This window comes from Rhodococcus sp. IEGM 27 (genome assembly GCF_033142305.1).
Lineage (GTDB): Bacteria > Actinomycetota > Actinomycetes > Mycobacteriales > Mycobacteriaceae > Rhodococcus_F > Rhodococcus_F oxybenzonivorans.
Map to the genome: position 1 here is coordinate 240,628 of NZ_JAWLSG010000004.1, position 18,567 is coordinate 259,194.

The following is an 18,567-nucleotide window of genomic DNA, read 5'->3' on the forward strand; positions in this document are numbered from 1 at the left end:
CTACGTGCGGCCACGGCCCCGGCCGACCACGTTGGTGAGGCGACGCACAACGCTCTTCGGGACCAGCCGTCCCACCGAAGTAAGCACCTTGTACTGGGCGCCCGGGACGCTGACGACCTTTCCCTTCTCGAGATCCGCCAGGGAGGCCGCCACCACTTGCTCGACGCTGAGCCACATGACCTTGGGGATGGAAGTCATTTCGATTCCGGCGCGTTCGTGGAACTCGGTGCGAATGAATCCCGGGCACAACGCCTGCACGCGAACACCTGTCCCCGCCAGACCTCCCGACAACCCCTCGGAGAACGAGATGACATACGCCTTGCTTGCCGAGTAGGTGGAGCCGCGGCCGGAGAGAAGCCCGGCCACACTGGCCACGTTGATGACAGTGCCGTTGGCCGACGCGATCATTGCCGGCAGCGCCGCCCGGGTGAGCTGCATGACGGCAGTGACGTTGACGTCGAGCTGAGCTTGCAGCAGCCCGGGGTCGGCGGTCCAGAACTCACCGGAGGTGCCGAAGCCCGCGTTGTTGACCAGTACATCGACGCCCTGGTTCAGACGCCCGGCCACTTCCAAGCGACCCGCGGTCGTCGCCAGATCGGCGGGAAGGATCTCGCACTCCGTGTCGAACCTCGCCTTGGTCTCGGTGGCGAGCTCGCGCATCCGCCCTTCGTCACGGGCGACCAGCACCAGGTCGTAACCCAGCGAGGCGAACTTGCGGGCGAACCCCGCGCCCAGCCCGGAGGTGGGGCCGGTGACGAGGGCGACCGGTCGCGTGGGGGTGTCGTCGGAAGCGGACGGGAGGTCGGCGGAACTCGAAGGCGTCGACATACCGGTGACGGTAGCAAGGCGCGGCACGCCTGTGCGCGGTTAACGAGTCCCTGGACTCGTCAACCACTCACGGGCGGGGGCGCCCCTGGGGAGGACGACCACCGGCCGGCGGGTGCGGCGCCGAGGCACGCCCTTCGGCTGGGCGCCCCTCGGCTGGGCGCCCTTCGGCTGGGCGTCCCGCGGCTGGGCGCCCTTCGCGCAGTCGCGGCCGGCCCGGGTCGTGAGGTTGACGATCGAGTTCGCGTGGCTCGATGACCGGCGGGAGGACGTGCAGCAGACCGGACAGCCGGGCCACCGCCTCGATCGCCGAATCCCATTCGCGCCCGGTGCTGTTGATGGGCATCGAACCGAGGGTCCACTCCCCCTCGCTCCACAGCATGTTCACGTGCGGAGGAACCGACTCGGTGAAGGCGACCATCCGCTGATCGCAGACGCGGCGCGCGATCTCGAGGTCAGTGGCGAAAACGACCCGCGGTCCGATGGCCCCCAGCAACTCGAGGTCCGCATCCTTGGGCGGCGGCGTCGACTTGAGCCGGAGGTCGATGTCGACATCGGAGCCCACTTTGCGGTGCACCGCGACGATGGTCGCGGTTTCCTCCAAGTCGAACAGGATGAACGACTCACCCCGACGTTCGCCCCGCACGACATCGAGGGCGCTGAGGTACTCCTGCTTGGCCATAGCGGCGCGGTGGAATTGGGCCGGCAACCGTTCTTCGACGCTCTCGTAGGTGTAGCCCTGAGCCTTCGCCCAGATCTGCCGCACACGGCCGGTCTGATCGCGCCGCGAGCGATCGAAATAAAGCAACACACACGCGCCTGCGAGTGCGATCAACGCCAGTACGAACCACATTCCCGTCATCGGTGATCAGCCTAGCGAGTCGACGGCGCAATCGGACCATGCGGTACCGGGACACCCCGTGTCGGACGGCCCCGAGGACACGATGGTCAGTTGCCACCGAGCCGGGGCAGTTCCGTGCTGATGATCGTCTCCGCCATCATCGAGCCGTTCTCGATCTTGGTGCCCTGAACCATGACGGTGAATCCGGGCTTCAGATCGGCGACGGTGGCCCCGTCCAGGGCGATCACGTTGGTCTGGGGGTTGGTCTGCACCGTCACCTGTGATCCGCCGATGGCGTCGAGGGTCAGCGTCGTGCCGTCGTTGGCGCTGATCGTTCCGAAGGCAGCACCCGCCTCGCCGATGGCCTCGCCGATTCCGCCGGGGAGTTGGTCGAGCGGCGACTCGGATGTCGTGGACGGGGGCGCGCTGGTCCTCGGCGGTGCGGTGGTCGCAGGCGGGCGTGACGTGGTCGGTCCCGCCACCGTCGACGACGAGGAGTTGTTCGGCGCCGACGTGAAGAGCGCGATACCGAAACCGATGACGGCGATCAGCAGCAAGGCGGCTGCAGCGCCGGCAATCCACGTGGCGACGCGGCGCGGCTTCTTGTCGTCAGGTTCCTCGCCCGGCGGCTGAGGCGGGTACTGGGGGTTCGGGTACTGGGCATGCAAATATTGCCCGGTGGGATACCCGCCGTAGTACTGCTGCGCGTCGTACGGCGGATAGGCCTGCGTGGCGTTGGGAGGCGGCGCCCCCGAGTCGAATCTGGGGTCGTACGGCGGGAGCGCCTGCGTGGGGTTCGGCTGGTTCTGCCCGTACGCCGCGGTGGGGTCGGACGTGTAGAACTGTTGCGTGGGCTGTTCGGGGGTGCTGCCCAGGTACTCCGTCCGCTGCTCGTCTCGCGACCACGACTCCGTGCCGTCGGGTCCCGATGTCGCCGAGTCGTCGTACGCGCGTTCCTGAGGAGTACGCGGATCGTCGGAGTTCGTCATGGTCGGGGCCCCTCCCTCGGGGTGTGGTTGCCGGTCGAACATGCTCGTGCGGCCTTCACGCGCAGCGCGGCCCGTTCGGGGGTTCAGGGTAGTAGCGCAACTTAAGACGGCCCTGTGAAAACAAGGCGCGAACGGCAAGGCGCGCCGGGCGCACCTCGCCACTCACGAACTGGTCAGCCGAGGACCAGCGAATCACCGTTCTCGGACACCTTCACCGGCACGGTGTCACCGTCTTTGACCTCACCGGCGAGGAGCTTCTTCGCCAACTGGTCGCCGATGGCCTGCTGGATGAGTCGCCGCAGCGGCCGGGCACCGTACATGGGGTCGTACCCGCGCACCGCCAACCAGAACCTCGCGGAGTCGGAGACGTCCAGGGACAGCCGCCGCGCCTCGAGGCGGTGGGACAGCTGGTCGAGCTGGATGTCGACGATCGCTTCGAGCTGTTCCTCCGACAGGGCGTCGAAGATCACGACGTCGTCGAGACGGTTGATGAACTCCGGCTTGAACGCGTGCCGCACCGCATCCATCACCTGTTCCTTGGTTCCACCCGACCCCAGGTTGGAGGTGAGGATCAGGATGGTGTTGCGGAAGTCGACGGTGCGCCCCTGCCCGTCGGTGAGCCGGCCGTCGTCGAGTACCTGGAGCAGGATGTCGAAGACGTCGGGATGGGCCTTCTCCACCTCGTCGAACAGCACGACCGTGTACGGGCGTCGGCGCACGGCCTCGGTGAGCTGACCGCCCGACTCGTACCCCACATATCCGGGCGGGGCACCGACGAGACGGGCCACCGAATGCTTCTCGCTGTACTCCGACATGTCGATGCGCACCATGGCGCGCTCGTCGTCGAACAGGAAGTCGGCCAGCGACTTCGCGAGCTCGGTCTTACCGACACCGGTGGGGCCGAGGAACAGGAACGAACCGGTGGGCCGGTTGGGGTCGGCCACCCCGGCGCGGGCCCGCCGGACGGCGTCGGACACCGCTTGCACAGCCTCCGTCTGCCCGACCACACGTTTACCCAGTTCGGTTTCCATGCGCAGCAGCTTGGCGGTTTCGCCTTCCATCATGCGGCCGGCGGGAATGCCGGTCCACGCTGCCACCACGTCGGCCACGTCGTCGGGACCCACCTCTTCCTTGAGCATGACGTCGCCGTCGCCGGCGGCGCCGGACTCACGGGCCGCCTGCTCGAGTTCCTTCTCGAGCTGCGGAATCTTGCCGTACCGCAGTTCGGCTGCGCGGCCGAGGTCGCCGTCGCGTTCGGCGCGCTCTTCTTCTCCGCGCAGGTTTTCGAGCTGCTCCTTGACCTCGCGGACGGAGTCGATGGCCTGCTTCTCGTTCTGCCACCGCGTGGTGAGCTGGTTGAGCTTCTCCTGCTCGTCCGCGAGTTCCTGGCGCAGCTTGTCGAGCCGTTCCTTCGACGCCTCGTCGGACTCCTTCTGCAGCGCCATCTCCTCGATCTCGAGGCGACGGACGATACGTTCGACGGTGTCGATCTCCTCGGGACGGGAGTCGATCTCCATCCGCAGCCGCGACGCCGCCTCGTCGACGAGGTCGATGGCCTTGTCGGGGAGGAACCGGGAGGTGATGTAGCGGTCGCTGAGGGCGGCGGCGGCGACCAGCGCGGAGTCGGTGATGCGCACACCGTGGTGCACTTCGTACCGTTCCTTGAGTCCGCGCAGGATGCCGACGGTGTCCTCGACGGAGGGTTCGCCGACGAGGACCTGCTGGAAACGCCGTTCGAGGGCCGCGTCCTTCTCGATGTGCTTGCGGTACTCGTCGAGCGTGGTGGCGCCGACGAGCCGAAGTTCACCGCGGGCCAGCATCGGCTTGATCATGTTTCCGGCGTCCATCGCGGATTCACCGGTCGCACCGGCGCCGACGATGGTGTGCAACTCGTCGATGAACGTGATGACCTGGCCGGCCGAGTTCTTGATGTCGTCGAGAACCGCCTTGAGCCGTTCTTCGAACTCGCCGCGGTACTTGGCGCCCGCCACCATCGAACCGAGGTCGAGGGAGATGACGGACTTGCCGCGCAGCGATTCGGGAACGTCGCCCGCGACGATGCGCTGAGCCAGCCCTTCGACGATGGCGGTCTTACCGACACCCGGCTCGCCGATCAGCACCGGGTTGTTCTTGGTCCGGCGGCTCAATACCTGGACGACTCGACGGATTTCGTTGTCGCGCCCGATCACGGGGTCGAGCTTGCCTGCCCGTGCCGCGGCCGTGAGGTCGGTCGAGTACTTCTCGAGCGCCTGGTAGGTCCCCTCGGGGTCGGGGCTGGTGACGCGAGCGCTGCCACGGACGGTGGTGAACGCGTCGCGCAGGGCCTCCGGGGTGGCACCGTGCCGTCCGAGGAGGTGAGACACGTCCGAGTCGCCGGACGCGAGCCCCACCATGAGGTGCTCCGTGGACACGTACTCGTCGTCGAGTTCGGTGGCGAGATGTTGCGCAGCGGTGATGGCGCCGAGGGCTTCGCGCCCCAACTGCGGTGTGGTGGTGGCCCCGGATGTCTTGGGCAGCCGGTCGACCAAGTTCTGAGCTTCGCGATGGACCGCGGTGGGATCGACCCCGACCGCTTTGAGCAGCGGTGCGGCGATGCCGTCGGTCTGATCGAGCAGGGCCACGAGTAGATGCGCGGGCCTGATGTCGGGGTTACCGGCCGACGACGCCGACTGGAGCGCAGCGGTCATCGCGGCCTGGGTCTTGGTGGTCGGATTGAACGAGTCCACTGGTCACCTCTTCTGGCGAAGTAGAGCGGTCCGTCGCCGGAGCCGGGAGGGACCTGGCGACGCTGTCACTCTTCTTAACGCACGAAAGGTTGAGTCTGTTCCGCTCAACTTTGGATTTTTTTGGAGTTCCTCCACCATCGTGCCCACTTTCAGGCGCCGATCGCAGCTGCCATCATCGGCCACGAGGTGTAGAGGTCCTCTTTCCAATACTCCCAGGAATGCGTGCCGGCCGGCCGGAGGTCGACCGTGACGGGGATGCCGAGGGCGTTGAGCTTCTCGGCCAGCCGAACCGTGCAGTCGTTCGTGACGGCCTCGATTACTCCGCCGACCACCACCTGGGTGGCGAGAGTGCCGCGGTCGCCGCCGACCGTGCGGGACTCCAACGTGTCGTGCTTTCCGGGGAATCCGGTTCCGTTGGACAGATAGAGGGTGGTGCCCCGAAGTCGTTCGGCGTTGACGAACGGATCATTGGCGATCCACAGCGGGTCGTCGGCCGGGCCCCACATGTTCTCGGGGTTGCCACCGAAATCCGCGACGGTGATCTCGACGTATCGGCGGGCCACGGGATTGCTGGTCATCGCGCAGCCGCTGTAGGCGCCGACGCTTCGATACAGTCCCGGCCGCGCGATCGCGAGATTGAGCACGCTGGTGGCGGACATCGACAGCCCCGCGACCGCATTGCTTCCGCTGGCATCGAGGGCGGAATCGAGGATGGGCGGCAGTTCCTCGGTGAGGAAGGTCTGCCACTTGTTCCTGCCCAGCTTCGGGTCGTCCCGCTTCCAGTCGGCGTAGTAACTGGACTCGCCGCCGAACGGAATGACCACATTGACGTCCTTGTCAGCGAAGAAGCGCCCGACGTCTGCCCGGGGTTCCCACCCGTTCTTCTCGGAGTTACCCTCCACGCCCCCGAGCAGGTAGACGGTGGGACGCTGCGCCGACGCGGCCGGAAACACGCGAACGGTGATGTTCTTGTCCATCGCGGCCGAATGGACGATGAAGTCGGCCTGCGCATCCCCCACCGACCTGACCTCGACCAGCCGCGATCCGTCCGCGGCCTGGTCGGCCGTGATCGTCTCGATAGCTCCGCGAGGCTCCGCCGCTGCTGTCGGCAGGCCCGTCAGGGCCGCGAGCACCATGGCCAGCACTCCCGCGGCCACCGTCGACGGCCGCCTGACGACACCGCCGCGCCGCCGTGGACAGCCCAGTATTGCACCGTCAGCCCGCATGGCCCCCCCTGATTTCCTCCCGACCGGTACCGGATGCATATCGTGCCTTGTCGGTCACGAACGCCCACGCGCGACCCGCCGAATCGGCCTGCGGTTCGCCGGAAGTGAGTTTTGCCGTAACCCGGAGTCCCGTCGACCGAACGCTAGAATGCAGTGGTTCGTATCGACACGCACGACACAGGGGACGGCTTGACACGAGATTGCCTCGATCCGCTCGTGATTTCGCGTCTGCGCGCAAGCTTTTCGTCGATCCTCTCCACCGAGCAGGGGCGCACTCGCCTCGCCACCACCTTCTACTCCACGCTCTTCGCCGAGCATCCCGAGTTCCGGTCACTTTTCCCAGCGGCGCTCGATCAGCAGAAGCACCGACTGTTCCAGGCGCTCGAATTCGTCATCGACAATCTCGAGGACCAGGACCGCGTCCTCGGATTCCTCGCCCAGCTGGGCCGCGATCACCGCAAGTACGGCGTCGAAGGCCGGCACTACTCGGCGTCGGCGAGAGCCTTACTCGTCGCTGTCCAAGATTCGTTCACCCGGGCGATCTGGACCCCGTCCCTCACTACCGCCTGGTCGGAACTGATCGAGTTACTGCTCCACACGATGGCCGATGCCGCCGACAACGACGACCTCCCCGCAGCGTGGGGAGCCACCGTCGTCGGCCACGAACGACTCCTCGACGACCTTGCGGTGGTCCGGCTCGAGGCCGACTCCCCGATCCCTTACGCGGCCGGCCAGTACCTCAGCGTCCAGATCCCGCAACGCCCTCGCCTGTGGCGGTACTTGTCCGCGGCCATTCCCACCAACCCGTACGGGCAGATCGAGTTCCATGTGCGTCGGGTGTCGGGCGGCTGGGTCAGCCCGGCCATCGTCAACGAGACGCAGGTGGGTGACCGTTGGCTGCTGAGCTCACCACTCGGCGGGCTCGAGGTCGATCGCACCGGCGGCCGCGACGTACTCATGATCGGTTCGGGGACCGGTATCGCTCCCCTGCGCGCGCAGGTGATGGACATGGCCATGAAGGCCCAGAATCCGCGCGTGCACCTGTTCGTGGGCGGCAAGTACCCCTGCGACCTCTACGACATCGAGACGCTCTGGCAGCTGTCGCTCAGCAATCCGTGGCTCACCGTGGTGCCCGTCTCCGAGGAAAACGAGAACCCGTGGTGGCATGCCGTACCCGTTCCCGACGAGCCACCGGGCCTGCATCGACGACTACAGGGGCGGCTCGGGCAGGTGGTCGCCCGGTTCGGGTCGTGGGCCGACCGGCAGATCCAGATCTCCGGTTCGCCCGCAATGATCAAGACCACCGTGTATGCGTTGCAGGGCGGCGGCACACCACCGGAACTGATCCGACACGATCCCCTCGTCTAGGTCCTCGGCCCGCCGATTCGCCAGCCACATCCGAAGTCCGGTTCCACGTCGGGAGAACAGCACACACATGCACGCCACGCAGACCACCTGGACCAGCACCGTCGTCGAACATCACCGCCTGCGACAAGATCTTGCGGTGATCCGCCTCGTCGGCGAGTACGTCCCGTTCCGGCCGGGTCAGTATGTCGACGTCAGCGTGCCCCAGAACCCGCGATTGCTGCGGAGGCTGTCGCCGGCGCTGCCCCCGTCACTGGACGGCAAGCTGGAGTTCCATGTGCGGACCGTGCCCGGCGGCTGGGTGAGCGGCGACATCGTGTCGGATACCGAACCCGGCGACCAGTGGCAGATCCTCGAACCTCGCGGAACGATGTCGGTCGACGAGGACGGGCCGGACGTGATCATGATCGCCGGAGGCACGGGGTTGGCCCCCTTCCGGTCCATCTTGCTGGACCTCGCGCGGAACCCGAATCCGCCGCGGGTCTTCCTGTTCGTCGGCGACCGGACGCCGCGGGACCTGTACGCGTCCGACATGCTCTACCTGCTGCTGCAGAACCTGCCCTGGCTCACCGTGGTCCCGGTGGTGGAGAGCATCGCGAATCCCGACTGGGCCGACGAATGGCACGAGCGGACGAGGGTGGACGTCGGGTTCTCCGACGACGACCTCATCGAGGGCACCCTTCCCGACGTCGTGACGTCCTACGGGGCCTTCACCGACCATCAAGTACTGGTGTGCGGGTCGGCAGCCATGGTGCGCGCCACCCTGGACCGCCTGCGAGATACCGGAACACCGGCCGAGAACATCCAGTACGACCCGTACTGACCGGGCGGGATCAGTACGACGGATCGTGCCGGATGTTCTCCGGCGGAGTTCCCGCCGCCTGCAGCCGGAACCTGGTGGTATTGATCATCGCCTCGGAACCGACCAACTGGATGTCGCGCTCGGACCACGTCCCGAAGTCGGCGACGACCTGGCCGACCTTGCCGGTGAGCCTGCGGTGCATGCCGGGCAGCGTCGCGCTGCTGGGACCGGTGTACCACCAGGGGTCCTCGTCTTCTTCGGTGACGGGCACGACGGTGAGCCACGGATTCTGTTCGGCAAGAGCCCACAGCGTGCCCAGGTCGTACAGGTCGCAGGGATAGCGGCCTGCGAAGAACAGATGTACCCGAAGATTCTGCGGGCGCCGGGCCATGTCGAGTATCTGGGCGCGCAGCGGGGCGATGCCGGTACCCGAACCGATCATCAGGACGTCGCGGCCGTTCTCGAACCGGACTCCGAGGTCGCCGAGCGGTGATCCGACCACCCACCGCTCACCCACCTGTGTCTGGGTGACGATGGCCGGACTGACCCAGCCGCCGGACACCCGGCGTATGTGGAATTCGATGATGCCCTCGTCGTTGGGCGGGTTCGCCGGCGAGAGATAGCGCCACATCCTGGGCCGTGAGGGCACCTGCACACTCACGTACTGGCCTGGGTTGTAGCTCATCGGCTCGTCGAGTCGGAGCCGGACCACCGAGATGTCCTTGCGAACCGGTAGATGCTCGATGACGGTGGCACCCCACGCCGGCGGCCCCGACTCGGCGTTCGCGGCGTCCATCATGGTGGCGGCGATGACGGAGAGCACGTCACGCCACGCCTGCTCGAGTTCGTCGGTCCACGGCTCGGTGGACGGAAATTGTTCCACCGCGGCGATCAGGGAATTGCCCACCGCGACGTAGTGCGCGTCCTGGACGCCGTACTTGCGGTGGTCGCGGCCGAGCTGCGCCAGATAGGTGAGGATCTGCCCGGACTGCTCGAGGCGGTCGATGACGTACTGGACAGCGGAGATCAATCGGTCGCGCTGCACATCCATCGCCGCAGGGAAGAAGTCACGTGTCTCCGGATACCGTGCAAACAACAGGGCATAGAACGACCCCGACAGCGTCTGCGGCCCGTCCGGTACTGCTGCAATTGCTTTGAAGCTCGACCGGACCAGGGATATTGCCTGTGAATCCACCGCGCATCCTCGTCACCGACTGAACGCGGCCACGCCGCGAAGTACTTGGGCAGACTATCGGTGCGGCGGCTGTGCCGCCGACCAGGTCCCTCGATAGATGCCCAGGTCCCGCTAACCGACCGACCGGTCCGACGTCTCCCAGTAGCGCGCCCGCAGCGCCTTCTTGTCCAATTTGCCCAGAGCCGTCACCGGAAGCGTCTCGACGAAATCGACCGACTTGGGCGCATGAACCGACCCCTTCGCCGCCCGCACCCTTTCGACGAGTTCCGCCGCCTCGACACTCTGCCCGGCGCGCAGAACGACACAGGCCTTGACTGCCTCGCCCCACTTCTCGTCCGGAACGCCCACGACGGCGACCGAGCCGACGGCGGGATGCGCCGAGATCACGTCTTCGATCTCCCGGGGGAACACGTTGAAGCCGCCGGTGACGATCATGTCCTTCTTGCGGTCGACGATGGTCATGAAACCGTCTTTGTCCTTGCGCGCGATGTCGCCCGTGTGCAGCCATCCACCGCGGAACGCCTCGGCAGTCTCCTCGGGCTTCTTCCAGTACCCCTTCATGACGAGTGGACCGCGGACACAGATCTCCCCGAGTTCACCTTGCGGAACTTCGTTGAGATCGTCGTCGAGCAGCGCCACCTTCAGCCACGGCACCGGCCGGCCGCAGGTGGCGAGCCTGCTGGGGTCGTTGGGCAGATGCTCCTCTTTACGCAGAACCGCAATGGTCATGCCGCATTCGGTCTGGCCGTAGAACTGAAAGAAGATCGGCCCGAACTTCTCGATACCTTCCTTCAGCCTCGCCGGCGACATCGCCGAGGCGCCGTAGAACAGTGTCTCCAGGCTCGACACGTCGCGCCGGGCGAGGTCGGGATGATCCATCAGGAGGTAGATCATCGTGGGCACGAGCATGGTGGCCGAGATCTTGTGTTTCTCGATTGCTTCCAGCACGGCACCGGGCTCGAACGCGGGCAGCACGATCAGCGCGCCACCGCGCAGCAGGGTGGGAATGAAGAAGGCGGCGCCGGCATGCGACAGCGGCGTGCAGATGAGGAAGCGCGGCTCTTCCGGCCATTGCCACTCCGCCATCTGGATCTGATTGAGGGTGGCGCCGGACTGGTAGGACCCGACGACGCCCTTGGGCTTGCCCGTCGTGCCGCCGGTGTAGACCATGCTGCTGTTGTCGTCGGCGTCCACCTCTGCCGCGCACAGGCGTTGCGGAGTAAAAGTGGCCGCGAGCGCCAGGATGTCGATACCGACCTCGGACGGCCCCAGCGACAACACGTTCTCGATGGAGGAACACTGCTCCTTCAGCTGTGCCGCGCGGTCCTCGAAAGCGTTCGGGTCGAAGATCAGAGTTTCGATCTCGGCGTCACCGACGATGTAGAGATGGTCGTCGAGCGAACCCATCGGGTTGAGGGCACTCGCGCGGCAGCCGGAGATCATGGTGGCGCCCATGCTGATGAGAACCTCGGGCCGGTTCTTGGACAGCATCGCCGTGCTGGTGCCCTTGCCGATTCCGAGCGAGGCCAGTGCCTGCGCGAAGCAACTGATCTGATCGCGCATCTCACCGCCGGTGAGCACGACGTCGCCGAGGTACAGGGCCGGCTTGTCGGTGTTGCGTTCCAGCGCGGTGATGAGGAGATCGGCCGCGAAGGCGGGGCGATGCAGTTGTGCGAGCTCGTCGGTCATCAGTCGTCCTTTTCGTTCCCGCGACGCCGAGGCGCTTGGTCCGGCGACCTGGTGTCCGTTGTCCTCCGGTCCCCGACACCATAACCGGATTTCGGCAAAACTGGAACCTGTTCCACTGATGCGATGGGGTCGTCGTCGGCCACCGCTTCCCCTTTACCCGAGAGCATGCGGGGCGGTTCCGTTAACGTGAAGACATGGGTTCGAACGAGACGACCGCCGAACGTATCGCCGACGCGGCCGGGCGCGCACAGGTGTCCGTCGCGACTGCCGAATCACTGACCGGCGGCCAGATTTCCTGCGTCCTCGGAGCCGCGCCGTCGTCGTCGGATTGGTACAAGGGCAGCATCGTCGCCTACTCCAGCGAAGTGAAGCATCGGGTACTGAAGGTGCCGGAGGGCCCAGTCGTGAGCGAGGCCAGTGCCCGCGCCATGGTGGCAGCGGTCGCCGAGATACTCGACGCCGACGTCGCTGTTGCGGTGACGGGTGCCGGTGGACCGGACCCGCAGGACGGTCAGCCGCCCGGCACCGTGTGGTTCGGCGTCATCGCAGGCGGCGAGGTCAGCGCCGAGTTGCAGCACTTCGACGGCGACCCGAAGGACGTGGTCGACGCCACCACCGAGCATGCGCTCTCGCTCCTCGCGAAGACCCTCGACGGACTGTCCGACTGACGCCTGCGGGCGCACGCCCCGATTGAGCCCGTCCTCCCCGGGTACCCGTGCTCGAAAGGGCACCACCCACGTGAGGAGGATCCCGTGCCGAAGACCACCCAGAGTGGAAAGCCGAAGAAGAGCGAACTTCCCTCGACGCTGCAGAAGTCACCGGACAAGGCCCAGCGCACGTTCACGAAGGCCTACGACTCGGCGATGGACGAGTACCACGACGAAGAGCGCGCCCACCGCGTCGCCTACGCGGCGCTCGAGCACAGCTTCGAGAAGGTGGGAGACCACTGGGAAGCGAAGGACGAGAAAGGCCCTTCGGACAAGCGGGCCGAGAACGGCGGCCCGAACGCGTCGGGAGAGACCGCCGAGGGAGTCGACGCCAACGCCAGCAAGGACCACCTCATGGACATTGCCCGCAGGCTCGATGTTTCCGGTCGATCGACGATGAAGAAGGACGAACTGGTGGAGGCCATCAAGAAGGCGAATCGGAGAGCGCGATGAGGGCGGTGACCTGGCAGGGCAAGCGGAAGGTCAGCGTGGACACCGTCCCTGATCCGGTGATCGAACAGCCCACCGACGCCATCATCGAAGTCACGACCACGAACATCTGCGGGTCCGACCTCCATCTCTACGAGGTGCTGGGCGCCTTCATGAAGCAGGGCGACATCCTCGGTCACGAGCCCATGGGCATCGTCCGTGAGGTGGGGTCTGCAGTCACCAATGTTCGGGTCGGGGACCGCGTCGTCATCCCGTTCCAAATTTCTTGCGGCGCTTGCTACATGTGCGATCAGAAATTGTATACCCAGTGCGAGGTCACACAGATTCGTGAGCACGGGTCGGGTGCGGCCCTGTTCGGGTATTCGAAGCTGTACGGCAGCGTGCCGGGCGGCCAGGCGCAGTACCTTCGGGTCCCGCACGTGGCGAACACGCACATCACCGTGCCCGAAGGACCTCCGGATTCGCGGTTCGTCTACCTGTCCGACGTGTTGCCGACCGCCTGGCAGGCGGTGGAATACGCTGCCGTACCCGACGGCGGTTCCGTCGTCGTTCTGGGGCTCGGCCCGATCGGGGACATGGCGGCACGCATCGCAGCGCACAAGGGTTTTCGGGTCATCGGGGTCGATTTCGTCCCCGAGCGCCTTGCCCGTGCGCAGGCACGGCAGATCGAGACGGTGGACTTGAACGATGCCAAGGACGATCTGGGTGACGTGATCCGCGAGATGACCGATGGGCGTGGCCCCGACTCCGTCATCGACGCGGTGGGTATGGAAGCACACGGGTCGCCGGGTGCGAAGCTCCTCCATCAGATGACGTCCTTATTGCCGGACGCCATCGCGGGACCGCTGATGACGACGGCCGGAGTGGACCGGTTGCACGCGCTGTATTCGGCCATCGACATCGTCCGCCGGGGCGGCACGATCTCCCTGAGCGGTGTGTACGGCGGAATGGCGGACCCCATGCCGATGCTCCGTTTGTTCGACAAGCAAATTCAGCTCCGCATGGGGCAGGCGAACGTCCTGCGGTGGGTCCCGGACATCCTTCCGTTGCTCACCGACGACGACCCACTGGGCGTCGACACCTTCGCCACTCACGAGCTTCCGCTGGATCAGGCGCCGCACGCCTACGAAATCTTCCAGAAGAAGCAGGACGGCGCAGTGAAGATTCTGCTGCGGCCGTAGTCCGTCCGGCCTTCTTGCACGAAAACCCTTCGGGTGCTACGCCGCCCGGCACCCGAAGGTGCGTCGTTTCAACGACAGATCAGAAGGGAAAGCGCACACCATGACCTCTCTGTGGCTCGACCGCGCCGAACCGTTCAGCCTTTCCGTCGACGCCGAGCAGTCCTGGAACGAGCGCGGAAGATACGACACGGTGGTGGTGGGCGGCGGCCTGGCCGGCCTCGTCACGGGGTTGCTGCTCGCGCGTTCCGGCCAGCGGGTGGCCGTCGTGGAAGCCCGGACTCTCGGTGCCGTCACCACCGGAAACACCACGGGCAAGGTCAGTATCCTGCAAGGCACCCGGCTTGCCGAGATCGCGCGCCGGCATGCCACGCACACACTCCGCTCGTACGTCGAAGGCAATCTCGAGGGCCAGCAGTGGTTGATCCGCTACTGCCACGAACGCGACATCCCCGTCGGCATCGCACCGGACTTCACCTACGCGCAGACGTCCTCGGGCACCGAATCCGTTCAGGCACAGTACGCCGCGTGCCGCGCCGCCGGACTGTCCGCGCGACTCGTCAGCGACCTCGACATCCCGGTGCCGAATGCCGGGGCGGTCACTCTGGACGATCAGGCGTACATCGATCCGATGCCCGTACTGCAGGCACTCGCGCGAGACATCCTCTCCCACGGCGGGAACGTCTTCGAACGTCGGCGGGTGACCGGCGCACGCTCGGTGCCGAAGTCGCACGTTCTCACCACCGACCACGGCGACATTCGAGCCGACCGGGTGGTTCTGGCAACGGGTATACCGATACTCGACCGTGGCGGCTTCTTCGCGCGGCTCTCGCCGGAGCGGTCGTATGCCGCGGCATTCGACATCCCCGGCGGCGCACCCGACGCCATGTATCTGAGCGCCGATCAGCCCACGCGCTCGCTGCGCCCCGCCGCGGACGGAACGAAGCTGCTCGTCGGCGGCAACGGTCACGAAGTCGGGCGCACCGACTCGGCTCAGGGTGCCGTCGACGATCTGATCGGTTGGACGACCCAGCACTTCCCCGGCACCACCCTCACCCACCGCTGGTCGGCCCAGGACTACTCGTCACTCGACAAGCTGCCCTATGTCGGCCCGCTCGTACCGGGACAGGAGGGCATTCTCGTCGCGACCGGATTCGCCAAGTGGGGCATGACCAACGCCGTCTCCGCCGCTCTCGTACTGTCCGCACGCATTCTCGGCGGGCACATCCGCTGGGCCGACGCGTTCCACAGTTGGTCGCCCCACCAGGTGTTCGACGTGACGGCCGCCGCCAAACTCAACGGCTCCGTCGCCGTCCACCTCGCCTCGGGATGGGGCGGTGCGCTCCTCGGTCGCCGCACTGCGGACGACCCGGCACCGTCCGCCCGCGTGATCCGGGAAGGACTGGTCCCCGTCGGTGAGCACACGAAGGACGGCCACACCGAGCGCGTCTGCGTGGTGTGTCCCCACCTGGGCGGGGTGCTGAAGTGGAACGACGCCGAAGAAACCTGGGACTGCCCCCTCCACGGTTCCCGGTTCGCCTCCGACGGCAAGGTTCTGGAGGGGCCGTCGACCCACGACCTACGTCGCGTTACCTGAAAATCGAACGAAGGGAGTAGCCATGACATCGGCTGAAACACTGCGCGGCCGGAAGGTTGCCATCCTCGCCACCGACGGCGTCGAAGAAGTCGAGCTCGTCGAACCACGCAGGGCAGTCGAGGACGCCGGCGCGGAAGTACGTTTGATCTCGCTGTCCCCCGGCCGTATTCAGGCCATGAAGTCGGACGTCAACGAAGCCGGAACCTACGAGGTCGACGCCGTTGTCGGTGATGTGTCCGTGGAGGACTTCGACGCGTTGATCCTTCCCGGCGGCACCACCAACCCCGACCACCTGCGCCAGGACGAGTCGGCGGTCGGCTTCGTCCGCGACTTCGTGAACTCCGGCAGACCTGTCGGCGTCATCTGCCACGGACCCTGGACCCTGGTCGAAGCCGACGTGGTCCGCGGCCGCACACTCACGTCCTATCCGAGCGTGCGCACAGATATCCGCAATGCGGGCGGCAACGTCGTCGACGAAGAGGTCGTGGTCGACAACGGATTGGTGTCGAGCCGCAACCCCGACGACCTCCCCGCCTTCTGTTCGAAGATCGTCGAGGAGTTCGCCGAGGGTCGCCACGACCGGTGATCAGTCCATGGGCGAGTGCGGACGGGTCGCGTCGGTTGCCGGCGTGGCCCCCATCCGTGCCGTCAGCACACCCAGTCCGATCATCCCGACACCGAGCACGAAGTGCAGCCAGTTGTCGGCCGTGTTGACCGGCACGAAGTTGGCGGAACTTTCCTGATCGATCAGGAGCCCGTAGATCCACAGCACGAGATAGATCACGCCACCGCCGATGAGGAACAGGCGTGCGGTGTGTGCCGCCCGGGCCAGGACGATGCCGGCCACACCGAACAGCAGGTGCACGACGTTGTGCAGGATCGACACCTGGAAGATCCCGAGCAGCTTGGCTTCCGAGTGGTGGCCCGCACCGCTGAGGGCGTCGTAGTCGGTGGTGATTCCCGGAATGAACCCGAGTATCCCGACGAGCAAGAACACTGCACCCACGGCGAGGGCAGCGATCTGCACCGGCGAACGGGTGACAGACGCATCACGTGTACTCATAGCACTCCTTTTCTAGGCGACATCTTCGAGGCGACATCGGATGCTCACCGTTTACCCAGCGTGGAATGCCATCAACCGATTGGGCGTTCAGTCTGCGTCGGGCACGGTCACCACCACCCGCGTTCCCCTTCCGGGCGCCGAGGTCAGATCGAACGAGCCGCCGAAACTTTCTACCCGGACGATGTGTGACGCCAGCCCGATGTGGCCCTGCGCCACCCGCTTCGGAACGACGGCGGGGTCGAATCCGGCGCCGTCGTCCTCGACCGTCATGACCAACCGCCCGTGCTCGCGGGTGAGCCGCAACTCGACGGTCTTGGCCTGAGCATGCCTGCCCACGTTCGCCAGAAGTTCACTGGCCACCCGGTAGAGCAGTTCCTTCGCGGCCGGATGCCCCACCTCGTCGAGGGCCGTCCGCACATCGAGGCCACCGCGGCGTGCATGCGCGTCGGCCAGTTCGCGCAACGCCGCGGTGAGTCCGAGTTGGGCGAGCACCTGGGGATGCAGCGTCGTCACCGTGGAGCGCAGTTGGCCGGCGGCCTCTCGTAACGCGGACTCGGCAGCGGTGAGCCTGTCGTCCGGATGCCTCTCCAGGGCTTCCTCGACGTCGAGGCGGGCGGCGAGAACGTTCTGCAACGGGCCGTCGTGCACATTCTCGGCCAGCTGCCTGCGTTCACGTTGTTCGGCATCCATCGATTCGGCGACCAACTGTTTACGGACGTCGAGCAGTGAGATGACGGTGGCCGAACGCCGGACGAGGACATAGGACAGCGCAGTGGTCGCGGCCGCGAGCCACAACAGGAAGCCGACATACAGGTACACCTCGTCCGGGAAGCCGACGGCATCGTCGCGCTTGGAGTACACGATCCAGACGGCCTGATAACCCACGGCCGTACAGAGTCCGACTATCGCCGTCAGACGGGGCCGGTACTGGAACGCCACCGAGATCGGCAGCAGGAAGAACACCGGCAGCAACACCGACGTCGCACCGCCCGAGGCGATACACAAGGCCAGCACTGCGGTGACGTCGACGGCGGTGGACGCCCACCCCGCCCACGGGCCCACCTCCCGGATGAGCACGACGGCGAGCCAGATCACGGCGACGAGTGCGTAGACGATGAGCAGACCGGTGAAAACATCCGGCTGCCAATGCGATACGTGAATCACCGGACCCAGTAACGCCATGAGCCCGATGAGCGGCAACCGGAGCAGGGCCGTGACCCGAACCGCTTCGGTGGTGTAGCGCCGGACTACGCGCCGCTCGAAGGGAGCCGGCACGTCACTCCAGCAGCCCGCGTCGCATCGCCTCGGCGACGGCGGCAGCCCGATCGCTCACACCCAGCTTGTCGTACAGACGTTGTACATGCGTCTTCACCGTCGACGGAGCGAGATACAGCTCGCGGGCGATCGTGGGGATGCTCTGCCCCCGGGCGATCAACGCCAGCACCTCCCGCTCGCGGCCACTGAGTGCGGGCCCGGCCGGTTCACTGCGGCGACGAACCTCGCCTGCCAATCCCACGGCCAGGGACGCCGACAGCACGTCGCGGCCCTGCGCGCACTCGCGTACCGCCCGGACGATCTCGGCGCGGGTCGACTCCTTCGGCAGGAATCCCGCGGCCCCCTCCTGCAGCGCGTGATACACGATCGCCGACTCGTCATGGGCCGACAGCAGAAGCACTCGCGTGGTCAGTTCGGCATTGCGCACCGCCGCCGCCACCTGCGCACCGTCGAGTGCGGGCATGCGGTAATCGAGCAGCGCCACATCCGGCACCAGGTCGCGGATGAGTGCGAGGGCCGCGGCACCGTCGTCGGCCTCCCCGACCACCTCGATGTCCTCGCTGGCGACGAGCGCCCGGACCACTCCGTCCCGAAAGATCGGATGGTCGTCGCCCACCACGACACGCACGATGCTCACGG

The 18,567-nt window shown here is 66.4% G+C and carries 17 protein-coding genes; 7 read left to right on the forward strand and 10 right to left on the reverse strand.

From position 1 onward, the window contains the following. From R4P95_RS16015 to R4P95_RS16035, 5 genes are all read right to left on the reverse strand, one after another. Complete coding sequence (locus R4P95_RS16015) at positions 1–828, reverse strand: SDR family NAD(P)-dependent oxidoreductase (protein ID WP_213576753.1); 828 nt, start codon at positions 826–828, stop codon at positions 1–3. A 67-nt stretch (positions 829–895) separates the two neighbouring features. Continuing rightward, positions 896–1,678 (reverse strand): hypothetical protein, encoded by a 783-nt coding sequence (locus R4P95_RS16020; protein WP_317746110.1) that lies wholly within the window; start codon positions 1,676–1,678, stop codon positions 896–898. Positions 1,679–1,773: 95 nt separating this feature from the next. Continuing rightward, positions 1,774–2,655 carry a DUF5666 domain-containing protein gene (locus R4P95_RS16025; protein ID WP_317745983.1) on the reverse strand — a complete coding sequence of 294 codons (882 nt, stop codon included), beginning with the start codon at positions 2,653–2,655 and terminating at the stop codon, positions 1,774–1,776. Positions 2,656–2,828: 173 nt separating this feature from the next. Further along, positions 2,829–5,381, reverse strand: a complete 2,553-nt coding sequence (gene clpB, locus R4P95_RS16030) for an ATP-dependent chaperone ClpB (protein ID WP_213576750.1) — start codon at positions 5,379–5,381, stop codon at positions 2,829–2,831. A gap of 149 nt (positions 5,382–5,530) precedes the next feature. After that, positions 5,531–6,517 (reverse strand): alpha/beta hydrolase family protein, encoded by a 987-nt coding sequence (locus R4P95_RS16035; RefSeq protein WP_317746109.1) that lies wholly within the window; start codon positions 6,515–6,517, stop codon positions 5,531–5,533. 306 nt (positions 6,518–6,823) lie between these two features. On the opposite strand from R4P95_RS16035, the gene R4P95_RS16040 reads away from it, so the two are divergent. Beyond that, positions 6,824–7,975, forward strand: a complete 1,152-nt coding sequence (locus R4P95_RS16040; RefSeq protein ID WP_317746108.1) for a globin domain-containing protein — start codon at positions 6,824–6,826, stop codon at positions 7,973–7,975. A 67-nt stretch (positions 7,976–8,042) separates the two neighbouring features. Further along, positions 8,043–8,795, forward strand: coding sequence for an FAD-binding oxidoreductase (locus R4P95_RS16045; protein WP_213576748.1), 753 nt, complete (start codon positions 8,043–8,045; stop codon positions 8,793–8,795). A gap of 10 nt (positions 8,796–8,805) precedes the next feature. Here the strand turns inward: R4P95_RS16045 and R4P95_RS16050 are convergent, their stop codons facing one another. Continuing rightward, positions 8,806–9,969 (reverse strand): globin domain-containing protein, encoded by a 1,164-nt coding sequence (locus tag R4P95_RS16050; protein ID WP_159924812.1) that lies wholly within the window; start codon positions 9,967–9,969, stop codon positions 8,806–8,808. 111 nt (positions 9,970–10,080) lie between these two features. Then, positions 10,081–11,658 carry an AMP-binding protein gene (locus R4P95_RS16055; RefSeq protein WP_317745982.1) on the reverse strand — a complete coding sequence of 526 codons (1,578 nt, stop codon included), beginning with the start codon at positions 11,656–11,658 and terminating at the stop codon, positions 10,081–10,083. A 194-nt stretch (positions 11,659–11,852) separates the two neighbouring features. Between R4P95_RS16055 and R4P95_RS16060 the strand changes: the two genes are divergently transcribed. The 5 genes from R4P95_RS16060 to R4P95_RS16080 all read left to right on the forward strand — a co-directional run bounded on the left by R4P95_RS16060 (position 11,853) and on the right by R4P95_RS16080 (position 16,176). Then, a complete protein-coding gene (locus R4P95_RS16060) occupies positions 11,853–12,326 on the forward strand; it encodes a CinA family protein (RefSeq protein WP_159924808.1) in 474 nt (157 codons plus the stop codon). Between the two features lie 84 nt (positions 12,327–12,410). After that, complete coding sequence (locus R4P95_RS16065; protein WP_213576746.1) at positions 12,411–12,818, forward strand: ChaB family protein; 408 nt, start codon at positions 12,411–12,413, stop codon at positions 12,816–12,818. Further along, positions 12,815–13,996: a zinc-dependent alcohol dehydrogenase gene (locus tag R4P95_RS16070; protein WP_213576745.1), complete on the forward strand. Its 1,182-nt coding sequence runs from the start codon at positions 12,815–12,817 to the stop codon at positions 13,994–13,996. Before R4P95_RS16065 ends, R4P95_RS16070 begins: the two co-directional genes overlap by 4 nt. Positions 13,997–14,096: 100 nt before the next feature. After that, entirely contained in the window at positions 14,097–15,590 is a 1,494-nt protein-coding gene (locus R4P95_RS16075) for an FAD-dependent oxidoreductase (RefSeq protein ID WP_213576744.1), read from the forward strand. Between the two features lie 22 nt (positions 15,591–15,612). After that, positions 15,613–16,176, forward strand: coding sequence for a type 1 glutamine amidotransferase domain-containing protein (locus R4P95_RS16080; protein WP_109332788.1), 564 nt, complete (start codon positions 15,613–15,615; stop codon positions 16,174–16,176). Here R4P95_RS16080 and R4P95_RS16085 read toward each other — a convergent pair whose 3' ends face one another. The 3 genes from R4P95_RS16085 to R4P95_RS16095 form a co-directional block, all read right to left on the reverse strand. Then, positions 16,177–16,653 (reverse strand): DUF4383 domain-containing protein, encoded by a 477-nt coding sequence (locus R4P95_RS16085; RefSeq protein ID WP_109332789.1) that lies wholly within the window; start codon positions 16,651–16,653, stop codon positions 16,177–16,179. It lies immediately after the preceding gene. A gap of 87 nt (positions 16,654–16,740) precedes the next feature. Further along, positions 16,741–17,928 carry a sensor histidine kinase gene (locus R4P95_RS16090; protein WP_317745981.1) on the reverse strand — a complete coding sequence of 396 codons (1,188 nt, stop codon included), beginning with the start codon at positions 17,926–17,928 and terminating at the stop codon, positions 16,741–16,743. Between the two features lies 1 nt (position 17,929). Continuing rightward, positions 17,930–18,565, reverse strand: coding sequence for a response regulator transcription factor (locus R4P95_RS16095; RefSeq protein ID WP_317745980.1), 636 nt, complete (start codon positions 18,563–18,565; stop codon positions 17,930–17,932). Between the last annotated feature and the right edge of the window lie 2 nt (positions 18,566–18,567).